This is a genomic window from Flavobacterium panici (assembly GCF_903819335.1).
Taxonomy (GTDB): Bacteria; Bacteroidota; Bacteroidia; order Flavobacteriales; family Flavobacteriaceae; genus Flavobacterium; species Flavobacterium panici.
On the sequence record NZ_CAIJDE010000036.1, the window covers coordinates 1 to 15,297 of the forward strand.

General features: G+C 34.3%; 10 protein-coding genes. 4 read left to right on the forward strand and 6 right to left on the reverse strand.

Annotation, left to right across the window (positions count from 1 at the left end; translation table 11 throughout):
- Positions 1-162: 162 nt before the first annotated feature.
- The 4 genes from FLAPXU55_RS08570 to FLAPXU55_RS08585 form a co-directional block, all read right to left on the reverse strand.
- Positions 163-723 carry a helix-turn-helix domain-containing protein gene (locus FLAPXU55_RS08570; protein ID WP_180857324.1) on the reverse strand — a complete coding sequence of 187 codons (561 nt, stop codon included), beginning with the start codon at positions 721-723 and terminating at the stop codon, positions 163-165.
- A gap of 2 nt (positions 724-725) precedes the next feature.
- The gene (locus tag FLAPXU55_RS08575) at positions 726-1,256 is read right to left on the reverse strand and encodes a DUF3347 domain-containing protein (protein WP_180857325.1); all 531 of its coding nucleotides are present in this window, start codon (positions 1,254-1,256) and stop codon (positions 726-728) included.
- A 161-nt stretch (positions 1,257-1,417) separates the two neighbouring features.
- A complete protein-coding gene (locus FLAPXU55_RS08580; RefSeq protein ID WP_180857326.1) occupies positions 1,418-1,801 on the reverse strand; it encodes a hypothetical protein in 384 nt (127 codons plus the stop codon).
- Between the two features lie 68 nt (positions 1,802-1,869).
- A complete protein-coding gene (locus FLAPXU55_RS08585) occupies positions 1,870-2,703 on the reverse strand; it encodes an AraC family transcriptional regulator (protein WP_180857327.1) in 834 nt (277 codons plus the stop codon).
- A gap of 103 nt (positions 2,704-2,806) precedes the next feature.
- Here FLAPXU55_RS08585 and FLAPXU55_RS08590 point away from each other — a divergent pair, with 103 nt between their 5' ends.
- The 4 genes from FLAPXU55_RS08590 to FLAPXU55_RS08605 all read left to right on the forward strand — a co-directional run bounded on the left by FLAPXU55_RS08590 (position 2,807) and on the right by FLAPXU55_RS08605 (position 11,244).
- Positions 2,807-3,973, forward strand: coding sequence for an MFS transporter (locus FLAPXU55_RS08590; RefSeq protein WP_180857328.1), 1,167 nt, complete (start codon positions 2,807-2,809; stop codon positions 3,971-3,973).
- 624 nt (positions 3,974-4,597) lie between these two features.
- Positions 4,598-7,810 carry a SusC/RagA family TonB-linked outer membrane protein gene (locus tag FLAPXU55_RS08595; RefSeq protein WP_180857329.1) on the forward strand — a complete coding sequence of 1,071 codons (3,213 nt, stop codon included), beginning with the start codon at positions 4,598-4,600 and terminating at the stop codon, positions 7,808-7,810.
- A gap of 20 nt (positions 7,811-7,830) precedes the next feature.
- The gene (locus tag FLAPXU55_RS08600; RefSeq protein ID WP_180857330.1) at positions 7,831-9,612 is read left to right on the forward strand and encodes a RagB/SusD family nutrient uptake outer membrane protein; all 1,782 of its coding nucleotides are present in this window, start codon (positions 7,831-7,833) and stop codon (positions 9,610-9,612) included.
- 48 nt (positions 9,613-9,660) lie between these two features.
- The gene (locus FLAPXU55_RS08605; RefSeq protein WP_180857331.1) at positions 9,661-11,244 is read left to right on the forward strand and encodes a DUF5123 domain-containing protein; all 1,584 of its coding nucleotides are present in this window, start codon (positions 9,661-9,663) and stop codon (positions 11,242-11,244) included.
- A gap of 178 nt (positions 11,245-11,422) precedes the next feature.
- Here FLAPXU55_RS08605 and FLAPXU55_RS08610 read toward each other — a convergent pair whose 3' ends face one another.
- Together FLAPXU55_RS08610 and FLAPXU55_RS08615 are read right to left on the reverse strand one after the other, a co-directional pair.
- Positions 11,423-11,776 (reverse strand): hypothetical protein, encoded by a 354-nt coding sequence (locus tag FLAPXU55_RS08610; RefSeq protein WP_180857332.1) that lies wholly within the window; start codon positions 11,774-11,776, stop codon positions 11,423-11,425.
- Between the two features lie 15 nt (positions 11,777-11,791).
- Positions 11,792-15,289: a DUF6443 domain-containing protein gene (locus tag FLAPXU55_RS08615; protein ID WP_180857333.1), complete on the reverse strand. Its 3,498-nt coding sequence runs from the start codon at positions 15,287-15,289 to the stop codon at positions 11,792-11,794.
- Between the last annotated feature and the right edge of the window lie 8 nt (positions 15,290-15,297).

Sequence of the window (15,297 nt, forward strand, 5' to 3'; positions counted from 1 at the left end):
CTGTGAGAAACAAAATAATCCATCGAGTTTTTGCAGTAATAAAAAACCAAACCTTTTATGAAAAAGATTTGGTTTTATCATAGAAATCGAAATGACAAGCCAGATGCTTATTACGGACTTAAAAAACTTTGCGCTTTTGCGACTTTGCGAGAAATTGACTTTTTACAAATTCTCGATCTGAATACGTTTCTTATCTTTCAGCTGTTTAAAATAAGTAGGCGTGAAACCCGTAATTTTCTTAAACTGATTACTTAAATGCGCTACGTTACTGTAGTTTAAAAGATCAGCGATTTCACTTAAAGAAAGCTCATTGTAAATCAATAATTCTTTTACCTTTTCTATTTTCTGGCTGATAAAATACTTTTCAATGGTAGTATTTTCTATTTCAGAGAAAAGATTACTTAACGAATTATAATCCTGATTGATGTTTTTGACTAAATAATCAGATAAATTGATTTTGAGTTCGTTGTTTTTATGATGAACCAAATCCACAATAAGATTTTTTATTTTCTCGATGGTTTTCGTTTTTTTATCATCGAGTAAATCAAAACCTAAAGTCTGCAGGTTTTTAAGCAACAGTTGTTTTTGAGAATCGTTGAGATCATCTTGCAGTTCGACTTCGCCCAATTCGACAGAAATAGTCTGAAGTCCGAGTTTTTCAAACTCAGACTTCACAACCATTTTACAACGGGCGCACACCATGTTTTTGATGTAGAGCGTCATATTTATTTGATGGTTTCTACCACGTTTCCGCAAGTTAACATCGAAGAACCGTAATACGGATTCTTAACTGCTTTTTCCTTGCTTAACCAATCTGCGTCTGCCATTGGGCAATATTGTTTGTAAACAACATCAGTTGATTTTGAAACTTTAATTAAAGTGTATGTGTTTTTTGAAAGAGATTTAAAAGTCTCACGTTGCTTTTTTAAATCTGTTGTAGTCGAAATACTTTTGGCATCGGCAGTTAGTTTTTTTACCACTTTCATCCAGGCAGTATGTTCGTCAGTTTTTAATTTGTCCATTTTTATGGCGGTAATCGCATTTAATAAATCTTTGGCTTTCGCCGAAGTTGATTTTGCATCGCTTTTAATTAAAGCATCTTTTACAGTAAAATAAGCATCATAAACAGATTGCAGCTGACTTGAATTAGCGATTTCAATTCCTGTTTCTGTTACTTTTATTGTATTGGACTGAATCGTATTTGCAGAAAATAATAATGTGATTATTGTTGCTATAGTTGATATCGTGTTTTTCATTGTATGTAAATTTTGATAGAGAATTTAATTTTTCTCTAAGTTAAATAATTTAGGATGTTTTTAATCTCGCAATCCCGATAGCTATCGGGAGCAAAGTTTTATATTTCTTAGAGCCTTTGTACCTTCTTGGCAGAATATAATTATGGCTGTCAGAAATAGAATTACTTTATTTTAGGAATTAACCAAATAGAAGTAAACCCATCAGAAATGCTGGCGGTTTTATAATAAGAAATAGATTTCTCCGAAGAAAAATTAAAGAGATTATTTTCGAATTCAAATTCGTTTGTAGTAATTAAACTAAATTGTAAAGCAGTAGTTGTGCAGCTCGAATGATCACATTTTCCGCTGCAGCCGTGCTGATCTTTAGAATCATGACCTTTTTTGCAGCAATCTTCCTGACAAGAATGGGAATTCTCTTTTTTAGAAACAGCTTTCTTTTCGCATGAAGTTTTCTCAGCAGATTTTCCACACGCATGACCTGAATTGGACATCAAAAAGAAGCCAAGAGTTAAAAGGAAAAATAATATGTGAACTTTTTTCTTCAATGAAAATGCTTTGGAATTACAAATTTAGATAATTTTTTAGAGCCGTTACTTATTTAAGATTTCAAATTTTATGTTTTCTTAAAATCAGTCGGCTTCATGTTTTTCTTCTTTTTAAAATAATTCGAAAGATGGCTTTCATCAGTAAAACCAAATTCATAAGCAATTTGTTTTATAGAAAGCTTGTCGTTATGAATCCGTTTTTCGATTAAAGTCGTTCGCAAATTATTAATGTATTCGCGATAACTGATAGAAAAAGTCCTTTTAAAATAAGCACTAAAATAAGTTTCGGCAATATTAAAATGACTGGCAATGACTTTTATCTGAACCAATTTCGGGTTGTAAATATTCTGATGAATATAAGTCGCAATTTGTTCGTTGTCGATATGCGTCGATTCCATTCGCAGATTCATACATTTTATAGTTTCTTTGATTACTCCAAAAATCGAAAGAATCTGATAAAAGATAATAGGCGAAGTCGAAACATCGGTTTTACAATTATAAGCCGTAATATTTTCGATTGTATTTTTAAGAATCGTTTTGCACGGATCGTCTAATTTTAAAACGGTTTCCTTTAATAATTTATCACGCATAAAATTTTCAGGCGTGTGAATTAAGAATTCATCGCAGGTTAAATTTTGTTTGGAGTTAAAATAATTATCCGTGAATTTGATATAAACAAAGCGTGTTGATTTTTTAATATCAAAATAATGTTCGTCTTCTGGCGAAATCACAAATAAATCTCCGGATTTGTACGGAAGAAGATTATTGTTGAGGTGATGAATGCCGCTTCCTTTCTTTATATAGATGATTTCGTAATAGGTATGTGTATGCGGCGGAAGATGAAATTTTTCATCTTCAAACTCATGAATGACAAGAGTTTCAAATTGATTTAATTTCGGCATGTTTTATTATTACAAGTTTATGTTGTAAATGTACAACTTTTTTCTTGCTTAATGGTGTTAAATTTGCAACGTAGAAAGTCTTTCCCTTTCTCATCCAATCAAAATGAAAAAAAGTCTTATTGCACTCTCTTTTGGAGGCTTAACAATCGGTATAACCGAATTTGTAATGATGGGTCTTCTTCCTGATATCGCTTCAGATATGAAAGTTAGTATTCCCGTTGCCGGATATTTAATTTCTGCTTATGCACTTGGAGTCGTTATTGGCGCTCCTTTATTAGTAATACTTGGAAGAAATTTTCCACCTAAAAAAATGCTTTTAATTTTAGCTTTGATGTTAACGGTTTTTAACGCGCTTTCGATTATTGCACCTTCTTATAATTTTTTATTTGCTTCGCGATTTTTATCGGGATTACCGCATGGAGCGTTTTTTGGAGTGGGTGCGGTAGTCGCAAGCCGTTTAGCCGATAAAGGAAAAGAAGCACAGGCGATTGCGATTATGTTTTCGGGTTTAACCCTTGCTAATTTAATTGGTGTCCCAATCGGAACTTACATTGGACATAATTTTATCTGGCGTTATACTTTTGTATTAATTGCCGTTGTGGGTCTGTTAACCTTTTTGCTTATTTCTTTATGGATGCCAAAGCTGGATAAAGGCGAAACAGTAAATATGAAAAAACAATTAGAATTTTTCAAAAGAACCGAAGCTTGGCTAATTATAGGAATTACTGCCATTGGTTTTGGAGGATTATTTGCCTGGATTAGTTATATCGCTCCTTTATTAATCAATGTTTCGAAATTTGGCGAAGGCGATGTTTCGTATATTTTAATTCTGGCAGGTCTTGGAATGGTAGTTGGAAATTTTGCCGGAGGAAAACTGGCAGATAAATATTCACCTGCACCAACTACTTTAGCTTTGTTGTTTATCATGTCAATCGATTTGGTTTTAGTTTACTTTTTCTCATCAAATCAATATATTTCATTGTTTTTGACATTCTTAACGGGAGCTATTTCTTTCTCGGTTATTGCGCCAATTCAAATGTTAATGATACGAACTGCAAAAGGGGCAGAGATGATTGCTTCGGCATCTTTGCAGGGAAGTTTTAATATCGGAAACGCTCTTGGAGCTTTCCTTGGCGGATTACCTTTAACAGCCGGATACAGCTACGAATCTCCAAATCTTATAGGAGTTGGAATGTCTATTGTTGGAATGCTTATCACAGTGACTTTAATTAAAATGCGCAAGAATGATTTGAAGCTTCAAAGCGCATAAATTTTATATTTCTAAATATCAAACCCTTAGATTATTTCTAAGGGTTTTTTTATGGCCAAAAAATATTTTAGGATTTGTTTAGGGTTTTGAGTGCTTGTTTAAGGACTGTAGTAGAAGTTTAAAAAACAAGTTATAGGTTTCTTTTTTGAAAGAAAACTTGTTAAAAATTACATGAGTTAAAAATTTTATTTGATTTTTCCAGCAATTTTAAATGTTAAAAACACACTTAAAAATTTATTAAATTGTAAGCTTGTAATCGATTGTTTTTTTAGATAAAATCGTAACAAATTATCAAATTACGATAATATATTTAATATTTATATATCGGTAAAATTACAGAAGTCGTATAAAAAAGCTGTTTTATTTTTGATATATAATTCTATTTATGAAATTTTTATGAAATTTAATTTTTTATATTGAAAAAAGATCTATGTTTGTGTAATCGATTACAACTTTTTCGGGCATTGTTAATAGAAGTTTCGATTCTTACAAAAACAGAATGATTAAAATTCCAAAATAGTATAGACGTATGCTTTGTTATTAATAGCAGAGACTGGACTTGCAAACAAAAAAAGAAACCACAAAAACCACTTTTAAACAATTTACTAACTTAAACAAACAACCATGAATTTTAAAGATTTATTAAACAAGGGAGCAAATCATTGCTTTGCATTTGTTTTTTTATTGTGCTTGCTGTTGAGCAATCGAGCGAATGCTCAGACAGTGACAATAGAAGGAACCGTTAAGGATGCAGCCGGACTTTCTTTGCCAGGGGTTAATGTACTGGAGAAAGGAACGAAGAACGGGACTTCTACAGATTTTGACGGCCACTATAAATTAAAATTAACCAATCCAAAAGCGGTTTTAAGCTTTTCATTTATAGGATTTAAAACTATTGAAATACCTACAGAAGGAAAAGCCAAAGTAAATGCAACGATGTCTGAAGATTCTAATAACCTAAACGAGGTTGTTGTAATTGGATATGGAACTTCAAAAAAATCTGATTTAACGGGTGCGGTGGCGACATTTTCCGGAAATGAAATGCGTAAAATTCCTGTTCCTAACGTAGCAGAAGCCTTAACGGGACGTATAGCGGGAGTTCAGGTAACTTCTTCGGAAGGTTCGCCAGATTCAAACGTGCAGATTAGAATTCGTGGAAACGGTTCTTTAACGCAGGATGCTTCACCGTTATACATTGTGGACGGATTTCCGGTAAATAATATTAATGACATTTCTTCTTCTGATATTGATACTATGACCATATTAAAAGATGCATCTTCTACCGCAATTTATGGTTCAAGAGGTGCGTATGGAGTTGTTATTGTAACGACTAAGAAAGGTAAAGATGGTAAAATCTCTGTAAACTATAATATGTTTTACGGTATGAAAAAAATAGCCAATACGATTGATGTTACAGCTCCGGAAGATTATGTGAAATGGCAGTATGAGTACGCTTTGCTTAAGGATAGTGCTAATTTAAATTCTTATGAGAAATATTTTGGTTCATGGAATGATTATGACATGTACAAAGGCATGAAAGGTAATGACTGGCAAAGACAGGTTTTTGGACGTACAGGTGAAGTTCAAAGCCGTGACTTATCTATTCGAGGCGGTTCAGACAAGATGAACTATAATTTCAATTATGCTCATTATGATGAAAAAGCAATCATGGACGGATCAGATTTTAATAGAAATAACTTGTCACTGGCTTTAAACAGTAAAGCTTCTGATAAAGTTGATTTGAGTTTTACAGTTCGTTATTCAGATACAGAAATTAATGGTGGTGGAATGAACGAGCAAAATGAAGTTTCATCGGCAGATTCCCGTTTAAAAAATATTGTGGGATATGCTCCAATTCCTGTTCCGGGTTTAACAACTGATGATACTGATGAAGCGGTTTCGGATAATTTAACGCATCCTTTTGTGGCTATTGCTGACACTGACCGTCAGCAGTTTAGAAAAAACTTTAATATGCTGGGAAGTTTTTCATGGAAACTTACTTCAGATTTAGTGTTTAAAACAGAATTAGGTTGGGATAATTATAATTATTTAGACTATCGCTATTTTGGGCGTTCTACTTATTATGTAAAAAATAATCCGGCGGCAGAAAGACAAGGTATGCCTGCTATGATAATGGGAGACAGAAAAGATACTCGTTTTAGAAACGCCAATACGCTGAATTATGATTTGAAAAAATTCGTTGGAGAAAATCATAGTTTAAAATTACTTTTTGGTGAAGAATCTATTGAATACAAAAGAAATGATGTAAATACTGCTATTCATGGTTACCCATTAACTTTTGGTTTGGATCAGGCAAAAAAACTAACGACTCAGGGAACACCGGTTTCTGTGGATAATTTCTATTTCCCGGATGATAAATTGCTTTCATTTTTTGGTCGTGTAAATTACGAGTATAAAGATCGTTACCTTTTTACAGCAACGTATCGTGCCGATGGTTCAAGTAAATTTTTAGGTGATAATAAATGGGGATTTTTCCCGGCGGCTGCGGCAGCGTGGAAAATTTCGGGAGAAGAATTTATGAAAAATGCATCATGGATCAATTTGCTTAAACTTAGAGCAAGTTATGGTGAAGCAGGAAACAATAATATCCCGACAGGACAAATGGTTCAGAGTTTTACCTCTACAACATCTACCTGGATTAATGGTGTTGATAATTACTGGGCGCCTTCTAAAACAATGGCAAACCCGGATTTAAAATGGGAAACTACTGTGACGCAAAACTTAGGTTTAGATTTCGATTTGTTTAAAAACCGTGTTACAGGTTCTGTTGAGGTGTATAAAAACGTTACAAAAGATTTATTGATCAACTTCCCAATTTCTGGAGGATATGATTTCCAATATAGAAACATGGGTGAAGTTCAAAATAGCGGAGTTGAGGCCACTTTAAATCTTAACCTAATCGAAAGAGAGAAATTCGGTGTAAGCTTATCGTTTAATGCAGGATTCAACACCAATAAAATTAACTCACTTGGTGTAATGAGCAACTTTGGTGCAAGTTCCGGATGGGCTTCTACGGCAATTGGAAATGATTATTTAGTAAACGTAGGTCAGTCAATAGGTGTTATGTATGGATATAAAAGTGACGGACGTTACGAAGTATCTGATTTCAATTATAACGCAGGAACTTACACTTTAAAAACCGGAGTACCAGATGGCACTACAATTGTTGGGCCTATGAAACCGGGTGCAATGAAATTGAAAGATATTAATGGTGATAATAAAATAGATGCAAATGATCTTACGGTGATTGGAAATGCAAACCCAAAAACGACAGGAGGTTTTGTATTGAATGCGAATGCATATGGATTTGATCTTTCTGCAGCATTTAACTACAGGATTGGGAATGATGTTTATAATGCCAACAAAATTGAATTTTCTACTTCAATTCCAAATGGACAATATAGAAATTTAAATACTGAAATGGCTGACGGAACAAGATGGACAAACTTTGATCCTAACACAGGACAATTAGTAACAGATCCTGCGGCACTGGGGGCTTTAAATGCAAATACTACAATGTGGTCACCTTATATGCCGCGTTATGTTTTTAGTGACTGGGCTGTTGAAGACGGGTCTTTTTTAAGACTTAATACTTTGAGTTTAGGTTATACTACACCAAATGATTTAACTTCTGCTTTAGGCGTTTCTAAGTTAAGATTTTACTTAACTGCCAGTAACGTATTTGTCTGGACAAAATACACCGGGCAAGATCCTGAAGCTTCAACAAGAAGAAATACGCCGTTGACTCCTGGGGTTGATTATTCAGCTTATCCAAGAAGCAGACAGTTGATATTTGGTTTAAACCTTAATTTTTAATTCAGTAAAACTTTCACAAGATGAAACATAAAATAGTAATAGCAGGAATGTTTGTTGCAAGTCTTTTTTGTTCTTGCTCAGATGACTACTTAGATGCTCCGGCACAATCAACATTAGACGAATCCGTTATTTTTTCCAGTCCTGATTTAGCTGCAGGAGCAGTAGACGGAATTAAAATTCCGTTTGCAGAAACTAACTCTTACAGAGGTCGTTTTCTTCCTTTTTATGGATTAAATACGGATGTAGAATGGTATAATTCTTCGCAAACCGTAAGTGATGCTTCAGATTTATGCACCTATGATGCAAAGTCAAATAACTCACAAATGAACACGACCAACAATGCCTGGGCAATGATGTATTCAGGAATTGAACGTGCCAATCTTTGTGTTCGCGGTTTACGTACTTATGGAAACCCAACACCGGGATCTGACTTAGGATATTTATTAGGTGAAGCTTTAACTTTAAGAGCTATTTATTATGCTGATTTAATAAAAGCCTGGGGAGATGTTCCATACCGATTTGAACCATTAACAAATGAAACACTTTACATAGGAAAAACAAGCCGTGACGAAATTTACAAACAACTGCTTAAAGATTTAGGTGAAGCTACGACATTAGTACCGTGGCCGGGTGAAACTACCGCAACAAGCAGTGTCGAAAGAATCAATAAAGCTTTCGTAAAAGGTTTCCGCGCGCGTTTAGCAATGGCTGCGAGCGGTTATCAGCAATATCCTGACGGAGTAAGAAGAAGTACAGATCCGCAGCTTTCTGTTGCCAATATGTACGCATTGGCATTAGCAGAATCCCGTTCGGTAATTGAAAGCGGATCTGCACATTTAGAATCTTCTTTCGAAACATTCTGGAGAAAATACAATCAGGAATATTTAGTTGCAGGAGGAGAATCACTATGGGAACTTCCATTTTCAGAAGGTAGAGGACGTATGTTATTTACATTTGCAGTACGCCATACTACAGATGATCAATTTCATGCAAACGGACCAAACCGCGGGGGAACTGCAGGGCCGCTTCCTTTCGTTTTTTACGACTACGATCAGGCAGATACACGTAGAGATGTAACCTGCGTTCCGTACAAATATGGAACAGCGGTAAACAATATTGCAAAACAAGAATTAGGAGCTTTAAACACATGGTATTTTGGAAAATACCGTTACGAATGGATGACGCGCAGAGTTACTTCAACAAACGATGATGGTGTAAACAAAATTTATATGCGTTATGCAGAAGTTCTTTTAATCGCAGCAGAAGCAGCTAACGAATTAGAAGGCCCAAGTGCCGCAGCACCTTATTTAAAAGAAATCCGCAGGAGAGCATTTCCGGCCGCAGCTCAGCCAGTAAAAGTAGATGCTTATGTAAGTGCCTTAACAAGTAAAGATGCCATGTTTAAAGCATTGGTAGAAGAAAATAAATTTGAGTTTACAGGAGAAATGGAGCGTAAACAAGCCCTAATTCGCTGGAACCTTCTTAAAACAAAACTAGACGAAGCCAAAGTCAAAATGACAAACTTATCGCAGCGTTTGGGCGAATATGCTACAGTGCCAACAACCTTATATTATAAATTTAAAGCTGATAATGTGAGCTTGGATATTTACGGATTAAACCGTGGAGAAACGGCTAATCCGGGAGCTGCTTATACTTCTTTTGAATGGACATGGACAGGCGCTGCCACCGATGCAAAAATCAATAGTTTGTATAAAGCCGGCGTGAATCCTGATAACAGACAATTCTGGCCAATCTGGCAAGTGTTTATTGACGGAAGTAACGGTAAATTAACTAATGATTAGGGTTATTAATCTCATACAATTATTTATTAATTATAAGGCATCATGTTTATGAAAACAAAATATATAATAAAAGGATTAATAGCTTCAATTGTATTGACAGCTGTTATTTCGGGCTGTGAAAATTATAACGAAGAAGTTATAGACAGCATAAATACAAGCAGGGAATTTTCTCCAATTGGTTTAACAGCAAAAGTCAGAAACCAGACTACAGTTGAGTTAAACTGGACTGTAAAACAAGAGGAAATTCCAGATCATTATGTAGTAGAATTTAGTGCAGATGATCCGGACTTTAAAACGATTTTTAAAACCATTAACGTTACGCCTGAGCAATTACCAGTTCAGGTTGCATTAGAGGGTGAAACCGTTTATTCAATTAGAGTAAAAGCAGTTGGTTCAACAGGATTGGAAGACTCAAAATGGTCTGTGGTAACCGCAACTACGCTTTCAGAGCAAATTTTCTTCCCGGTTCAGGATGCAGATATCGATGCTAAATTTGTTACTTTGAGATGGACACCAAATAGCAACGTTACACAAATTTCTGTTACTCCGGGCAATATCATTCATACGATAACACCTGCAGAAAAAACAGCAGGAGCTGCAATCGTAAACGGACTTACTGGTGAAACAGCTTATACGGCAACATTATTAAACGGAACTAAAACAAGAGGAACTGCAACTTTTACAACCGGAATTGATATTACGAATGGGATTGTAGTGAATCCGGGAGATGATTTAGCAGCAAGCATTGCAGCCGCGCCTGCCGGATCAAGATTATTGTTAATGCCGGGAACTTTTAGTACAACTGGTGAAATAATTTTAAATAAATCACTTATTATAAGAGGATTTAAAACAGGCGACAAACCAAAACTGAATGTTAAGTTTACAATCAATCCGGGAGTTACAAATCTTTCGTTAGTAGATTTAGATTTGAATGGAACAGGATTGAACAATGCAGCCGTGATAGCTTTTAATAGTACAGGAACTTTTGGTGATGTTTTAGTAAGAGGATGTTATGTTCATGATTATACACGTTCATTCCTTTTAAATACGACAACAAATGCTGCAGCCAAAATAAATTCATTTACAATTGATAACTGTATTGTTAGAAAAGTAAATACTAATATTGGTGCTGAATTTATAGATGTCAGATATGGTTATGTAAATAGTATCGTTCTTCAAAACAGTACATTTGATACTTGTTCTGACTCACGTGAATTTATTCGTTTAGATGCTTCTGCTAATATATCAGGTACAGGGTTAACAACAAATGTATTAATCAGCAGCTGTACTTTGTATAAAGTTTGTACAACTGTAGCTTCAAAAAGAATTTTATACAGTCGTTTCAATTCAAATACAGCTACTATAAAAAATACTTTAATAACAGATACGCCAACAGCAATTTATTCAAACCAAAACGGAACAGCGACGCCTACAACACCTCCTACTTTTTCTAGGAATAATTATTATAATGCAAACTTATTGTACACAGTAGGTGCAGAGGCAATTACAGTTGATAAGTCTGCTTATACAACACTCGATCCGCAGTTCGTAAATGCAGCAAGCGGTGACTTTACAGTAAAAAATCAAACCCTGATCGACAACCAAATTGGAGATCCACGCTGGTTAGATTAATAATTCATTGTTTTTTTTCATATTGGTTTAAAAAGGGATGCAGTTTTGCATCCCTTTTTGTATAAAATAAATCCGTTCAAACCTGTGAAAATCTATGTGCCAACTCAAAAAAAGTGACTGTAAACCTAGACTGAAAATTGCGTCAGGACTCTTTACTTATGGTATTCCAGTCACAATATTATTTATAAACCTTACCATCACATTCAAAATTAAAACTCAAAATAGTATCTTTCTTATGAATACTAAATATAAGCTCGCCTTTCTTTTTTATAATAGTATCTCCTATTTCTATCTGTTCTTTATATTTTGCCCACCATAAATCACTTCTTTTCGAATTACAATCACATTTTTTTTGTGTAATTGGGTTAATTCCTCTATAATCAAATCTGTCATCTGTAACACTAGGTATTCTTTTAACAATTAAAAGGCATTCATCTGTTCTTCGATTTTCTGCCGAAGCATCACAATCATTAGCAGAATTACAAGAAAACAAACTTAAACACACACAAAATAAAATGATATACTTTTTCATAACATATTATATTTTTTAAAATAATCTTTTTGTATTGGTAATTCCATAATTAACCCCTTTACTTGGGGTGAAATTAATCAGAAGGCTGTTTGTTATTACACCCTCATTTTTATTAATAATAAATTGCCCTGCTTCATTAGGATCTAATCCTTGATAATGAGAAAATCCTAAATAATTGTACGATGCACCACCACCTCTAGAATAACCTTTCAAGCCATCAAATAATTTAATTCCACCTTGAGTATCGTAAACATCAAAAGAAGTCCCAAAACCTCCATCAAATCTACTTGTTGACAGTCCTGATCCAAAAGTTAAAAAACCACCAATTTTTCCTCTTTCATCTGCAACAAGACTAAACGCAACAGAGTAAGTTGTAAAATTATAGTCTACAGATCCTGATAAAGTTATACCAAGTCCATCAGGTGTATATGGCCCATACTCTCCAGAAGGAACATAATTACATTTATATCCTTTTACATTAATATTCTCTAATTCTATAGTATTGGGTATATTTTTCGATTTTTTACCATTTTTATTTCCATATCTTCCTACCCAGGTAGTAGTTTTTTTGTCATATATCCAACTACCTGTGGCATCTGTATATTTTTGTCCATTTCTTGCATCTACACCCGCTGGTGGGTCACTGCTATGATTTGCAATGGCATCTTCATAACTTGCGTTTTCGCCATTTTCGGTTCTGTATCCTCCTTCATCCCAATCGTAATAAGTTCCAGACTGGCCTGCTTGTGGTTTCATTCCATCTGGGTCAACAAAAAGCACAGGATTATTGTAGGCGTAATTATATGGAGTCCATCGTCTGGACATTTCAGAAAGCGGGTCAATATTCATCCAACGACCAAGAGCTGCATCATAATTTCTCGCTCCGTAGTCATAAAAGTTAAGACCCAGTTCATCCTGCAGTTCTTTTCCATTATACTTATATTTTTGTGCAGTTGCATTGCCTACTGTATTAACTGTATTGATATTACTCATTTGTTTTAAACCAAGAGGATAATAATTGTTTTCTTCAATAATTTTTAAACTCTTATTATAACTTAAACGGATGTTCCCTAAATGATCTTTGTATTGATAAATATACTCATAAACCCCTGAATTATTCCGCACATATCCTTCTGGTTGTGGAAAAAATTGTAAGTTGTTGTTTTCATACTGAAATCCTCCCACATAATCTGTAGTAATACCGTTTACCACTTTTCTTTGTTTTGCTCCTGCTGCATCATAAGTATAATTAATGGTTTTTCCTTGTATCGTAACCTGTACCGGAAGATTGAGATAATTGTACGAAATGGCAGTAATACCTTTATTGGCATCTGTTAGCATATTACCGTTAAAATCATAACTATAATCTATATTAGAGCCGCTGGTTCCATTATCAAAACCTTGTGCATTATTAGAACTGTCCTCGACTTTTTGCAGTTTGTTACCGCTGTCGTAAGTATAAACCAAATTATCAATAATACCATAATTGGCTGTATTTAGAATGGTGTTTCCATTCCTGAACATCTTCAATATATTTCCATTTTTATCATACATTGGTTTTTCAGTATAACGGTCTAAATTGTCTTTGGCCTCAGTTAAACGGTTAAGGGCATCGTAGCTATAGAGATAACTTCTTAAACTGGTGTCTGTATGGGCTGTTTTCCAAAAAGTCTGGCTTATATTTCCATTAAATAAAGAGGTTCCGGCTGTTGGGGTATTGTAGTTTATTTTAAAAGCAAACAAAGAAGTTCCCATATTGTTAATATCGTTAATATTTTTAAGCCATCCACGAACATTATAGTTATACTTTACAGTTTGTACTCCACCTACTATTTTTGAAACTAACTGACCTAAATTATCATATTGATTAGAAATAATCGTTTCCTGAACCTGACTGTTTATTTTTTGTTTCTGGGTCAATATCCTTCCCATATGGTCATAAGTAAAAGTATCAACAATTATTATATTAGGCGCACTTGTTTTTTGATGTGCTGTCGTGCTTTCAAGTATTTTACCGGCAAAGTCAATATTATTTTTAATAGTATTTACAGTTCCTAAAAAATTGTTTTTACTATAAGTATAAATAGACCTTCCTTTTGCATCATAATAGATAACGTTTGTTGTCCATAAAGAAGTTCCTAAAATACGCACTTTAGAGCAGGTCATTAATCCTTTTGCATTGGTAACAGGTGTAACATTATAAGAGGTTACAGTCGTTCCTCCATCTAAATCAATAGTGGTATAATTATCATAGTAGTTTATCGTTAATAAATCTATTCCTGCATCAGGGAAAGCAGATTTAGAATAATATACATTTGTCCCATTAATGGCTATAGGAGAAGTAAGTCTGCTTTCAAATAAAATACCAGCTGCATTTGCCAGACCTTGTACGGCTGCACGTGTAATTTGTGTTGTATTGACATATTCGCCGGTATAAACAGGTCTGCTAAAAGCATCATATTTGGTAAACATCCATTTCTTTAAAGCTCTTAAATTTGCATCTTGCGTAAGTATTGGGCGGTCCAGTTTATCATAAACAATGTATTCCCATTCTTTTCCAGGCAGCTTTTTCTCTACCAAACGATTACGATTGTCGTATTTGTACTGATAACAAAGATTATTTAATACAGCTTCGGTAAAAGCTCCTTCTGCTTTTGGCGGAAGTACAAAAGTCAGGTTTCCATATTGATCGTATACATAGTACGTATCATGAGGTGCTTGGCTGGAAAGCAGCAGCCCGTTATTATCTTTATAATCTGAATAGGTTCTTTTTAATATAATATTGCCTTCTTTATTTTTAAACTCTTCAGTAGTATTGTTTTTTCCTGAAGTCCAGTTTTCATTTTTCATAATTGTTTTATGCAATTGTAAATCAGCATATGTTCCGGCATTCTCTAAATAAGGAACTTCTTTATTCCCATTAGTGAAAGAGACTTTAAAACGTTTTACATTGTCAGTTGTACTATTAGCATAATAATCAAACTTAATGGTGTGATCACTATCAATAAATTTATTTAATTCCCATGCAGCACCCGGAGCACTTTGTTTCCTAATCCTGCTTAGTGGTGATGCTTCTGCATATTTTTCTGAGAAAGGAGTTGTCATAGAAGGATGTATTCCCGCAAAATCATCTGGAAATTTACTGGCATAAAAAGAACTAAGGGCATAAATATCTCCATAATAGTCCGGTATTAAACTGGTTTCAATATCCAAACTACTGGCTGTTCTGGCATAAGGCAGATATTCTCTTTTCTGCCTGCCGAAATAATCATAACCATAAGGCGTTATAATATCCTGTTTACTTCCTCCTCCCTGTTTTGCAATACGCTGTAAAGGGCGGCCTAATCCATCAAAATAAGTTATGACCTCAATTTTTTCATCATTTAAAACTGTTCCTGTAGTAGTCCCTGTTTGAAAAGTGGTTGATTTGACAAAATTTCTAGTGGTTGTTTGAGCAACAATAGAAGTTTGTATTAATAATACGGCTATTAAAATATAGAATAACTTTTTCATGGCAGCGA

What these genes read in the sequence shown, in the direction of transcription:
- FLAPXU55_RS08575 (WP_180857325.1), bottom strand. Translation starts at nt 1,256, where the DNA reads ATGAAAAACACGATATCAACTATAGCAACAATAATCACATTATTATTT.
- FLAPXU55_RS08590 (WP_180857328.1), top strand. Translation starts at nt 2,807, where the DNA reads ATGAAAAAAAGTCTTATTGCACTCTCTTTTGGAGGCTTAACAATCGGT.
- FLAPXU55_RS08610 (WP_180857332.1), bottom strand. Translation starts at nt 11,776, where the DNA reads ATGAAAAAGTATATCATTTTATTTTGTGTGTGTTTAAGTTTGTTTTCT.
- FLAPXU55_RS08615 (WP_180857333.1), bottom strand. Translation starts at nt 15,289, where the DNA reads ATGAAAAAGTTATTCTATATTTTAATAGCCGTATTATTAATACAAACT.
- FLAPXU55_RS08605 (WP_180857331.1), top strand. Translation starts at nt 9,661, where the DNA reads ATGAAAACAAAATATATAATAAAAGGATTAATAGCTTCAATTGTATTG.
- FLAPXU55_RS08570 (WP_180857324.1), bottom strand. Translation starts at nt 723, where the DNA reads ATGACGCTCTACATCAAAAACATGGTGTGCGCCCGTTGTAAAATGGTT.
- FLAPXU55_RS08595 (WP_180857329.1), top strand. Translation starts at nt 4,598, where the DNA reads ATGAATTTTAAAGATTTATTAAACAAGGGAGCAAATCATTGCTTTGCA.
- FLAPXU55_RS08600 (WP_180857330.1), top strand. Translation starts at nt 7,831, where the DNA reads ATGAAACATAAAATAGTAATAGCAGGAATGTTTGTTGCAAGTCTTTTT.
- FLAPXU55_RS08585 (WP_180857327.1), bottom strand. Translation starts at nt 2,703, where the DNA reads ATGCCGAAATTAAATCAATTTGAAACTCTTGTCATTCATGAGTTTGAA.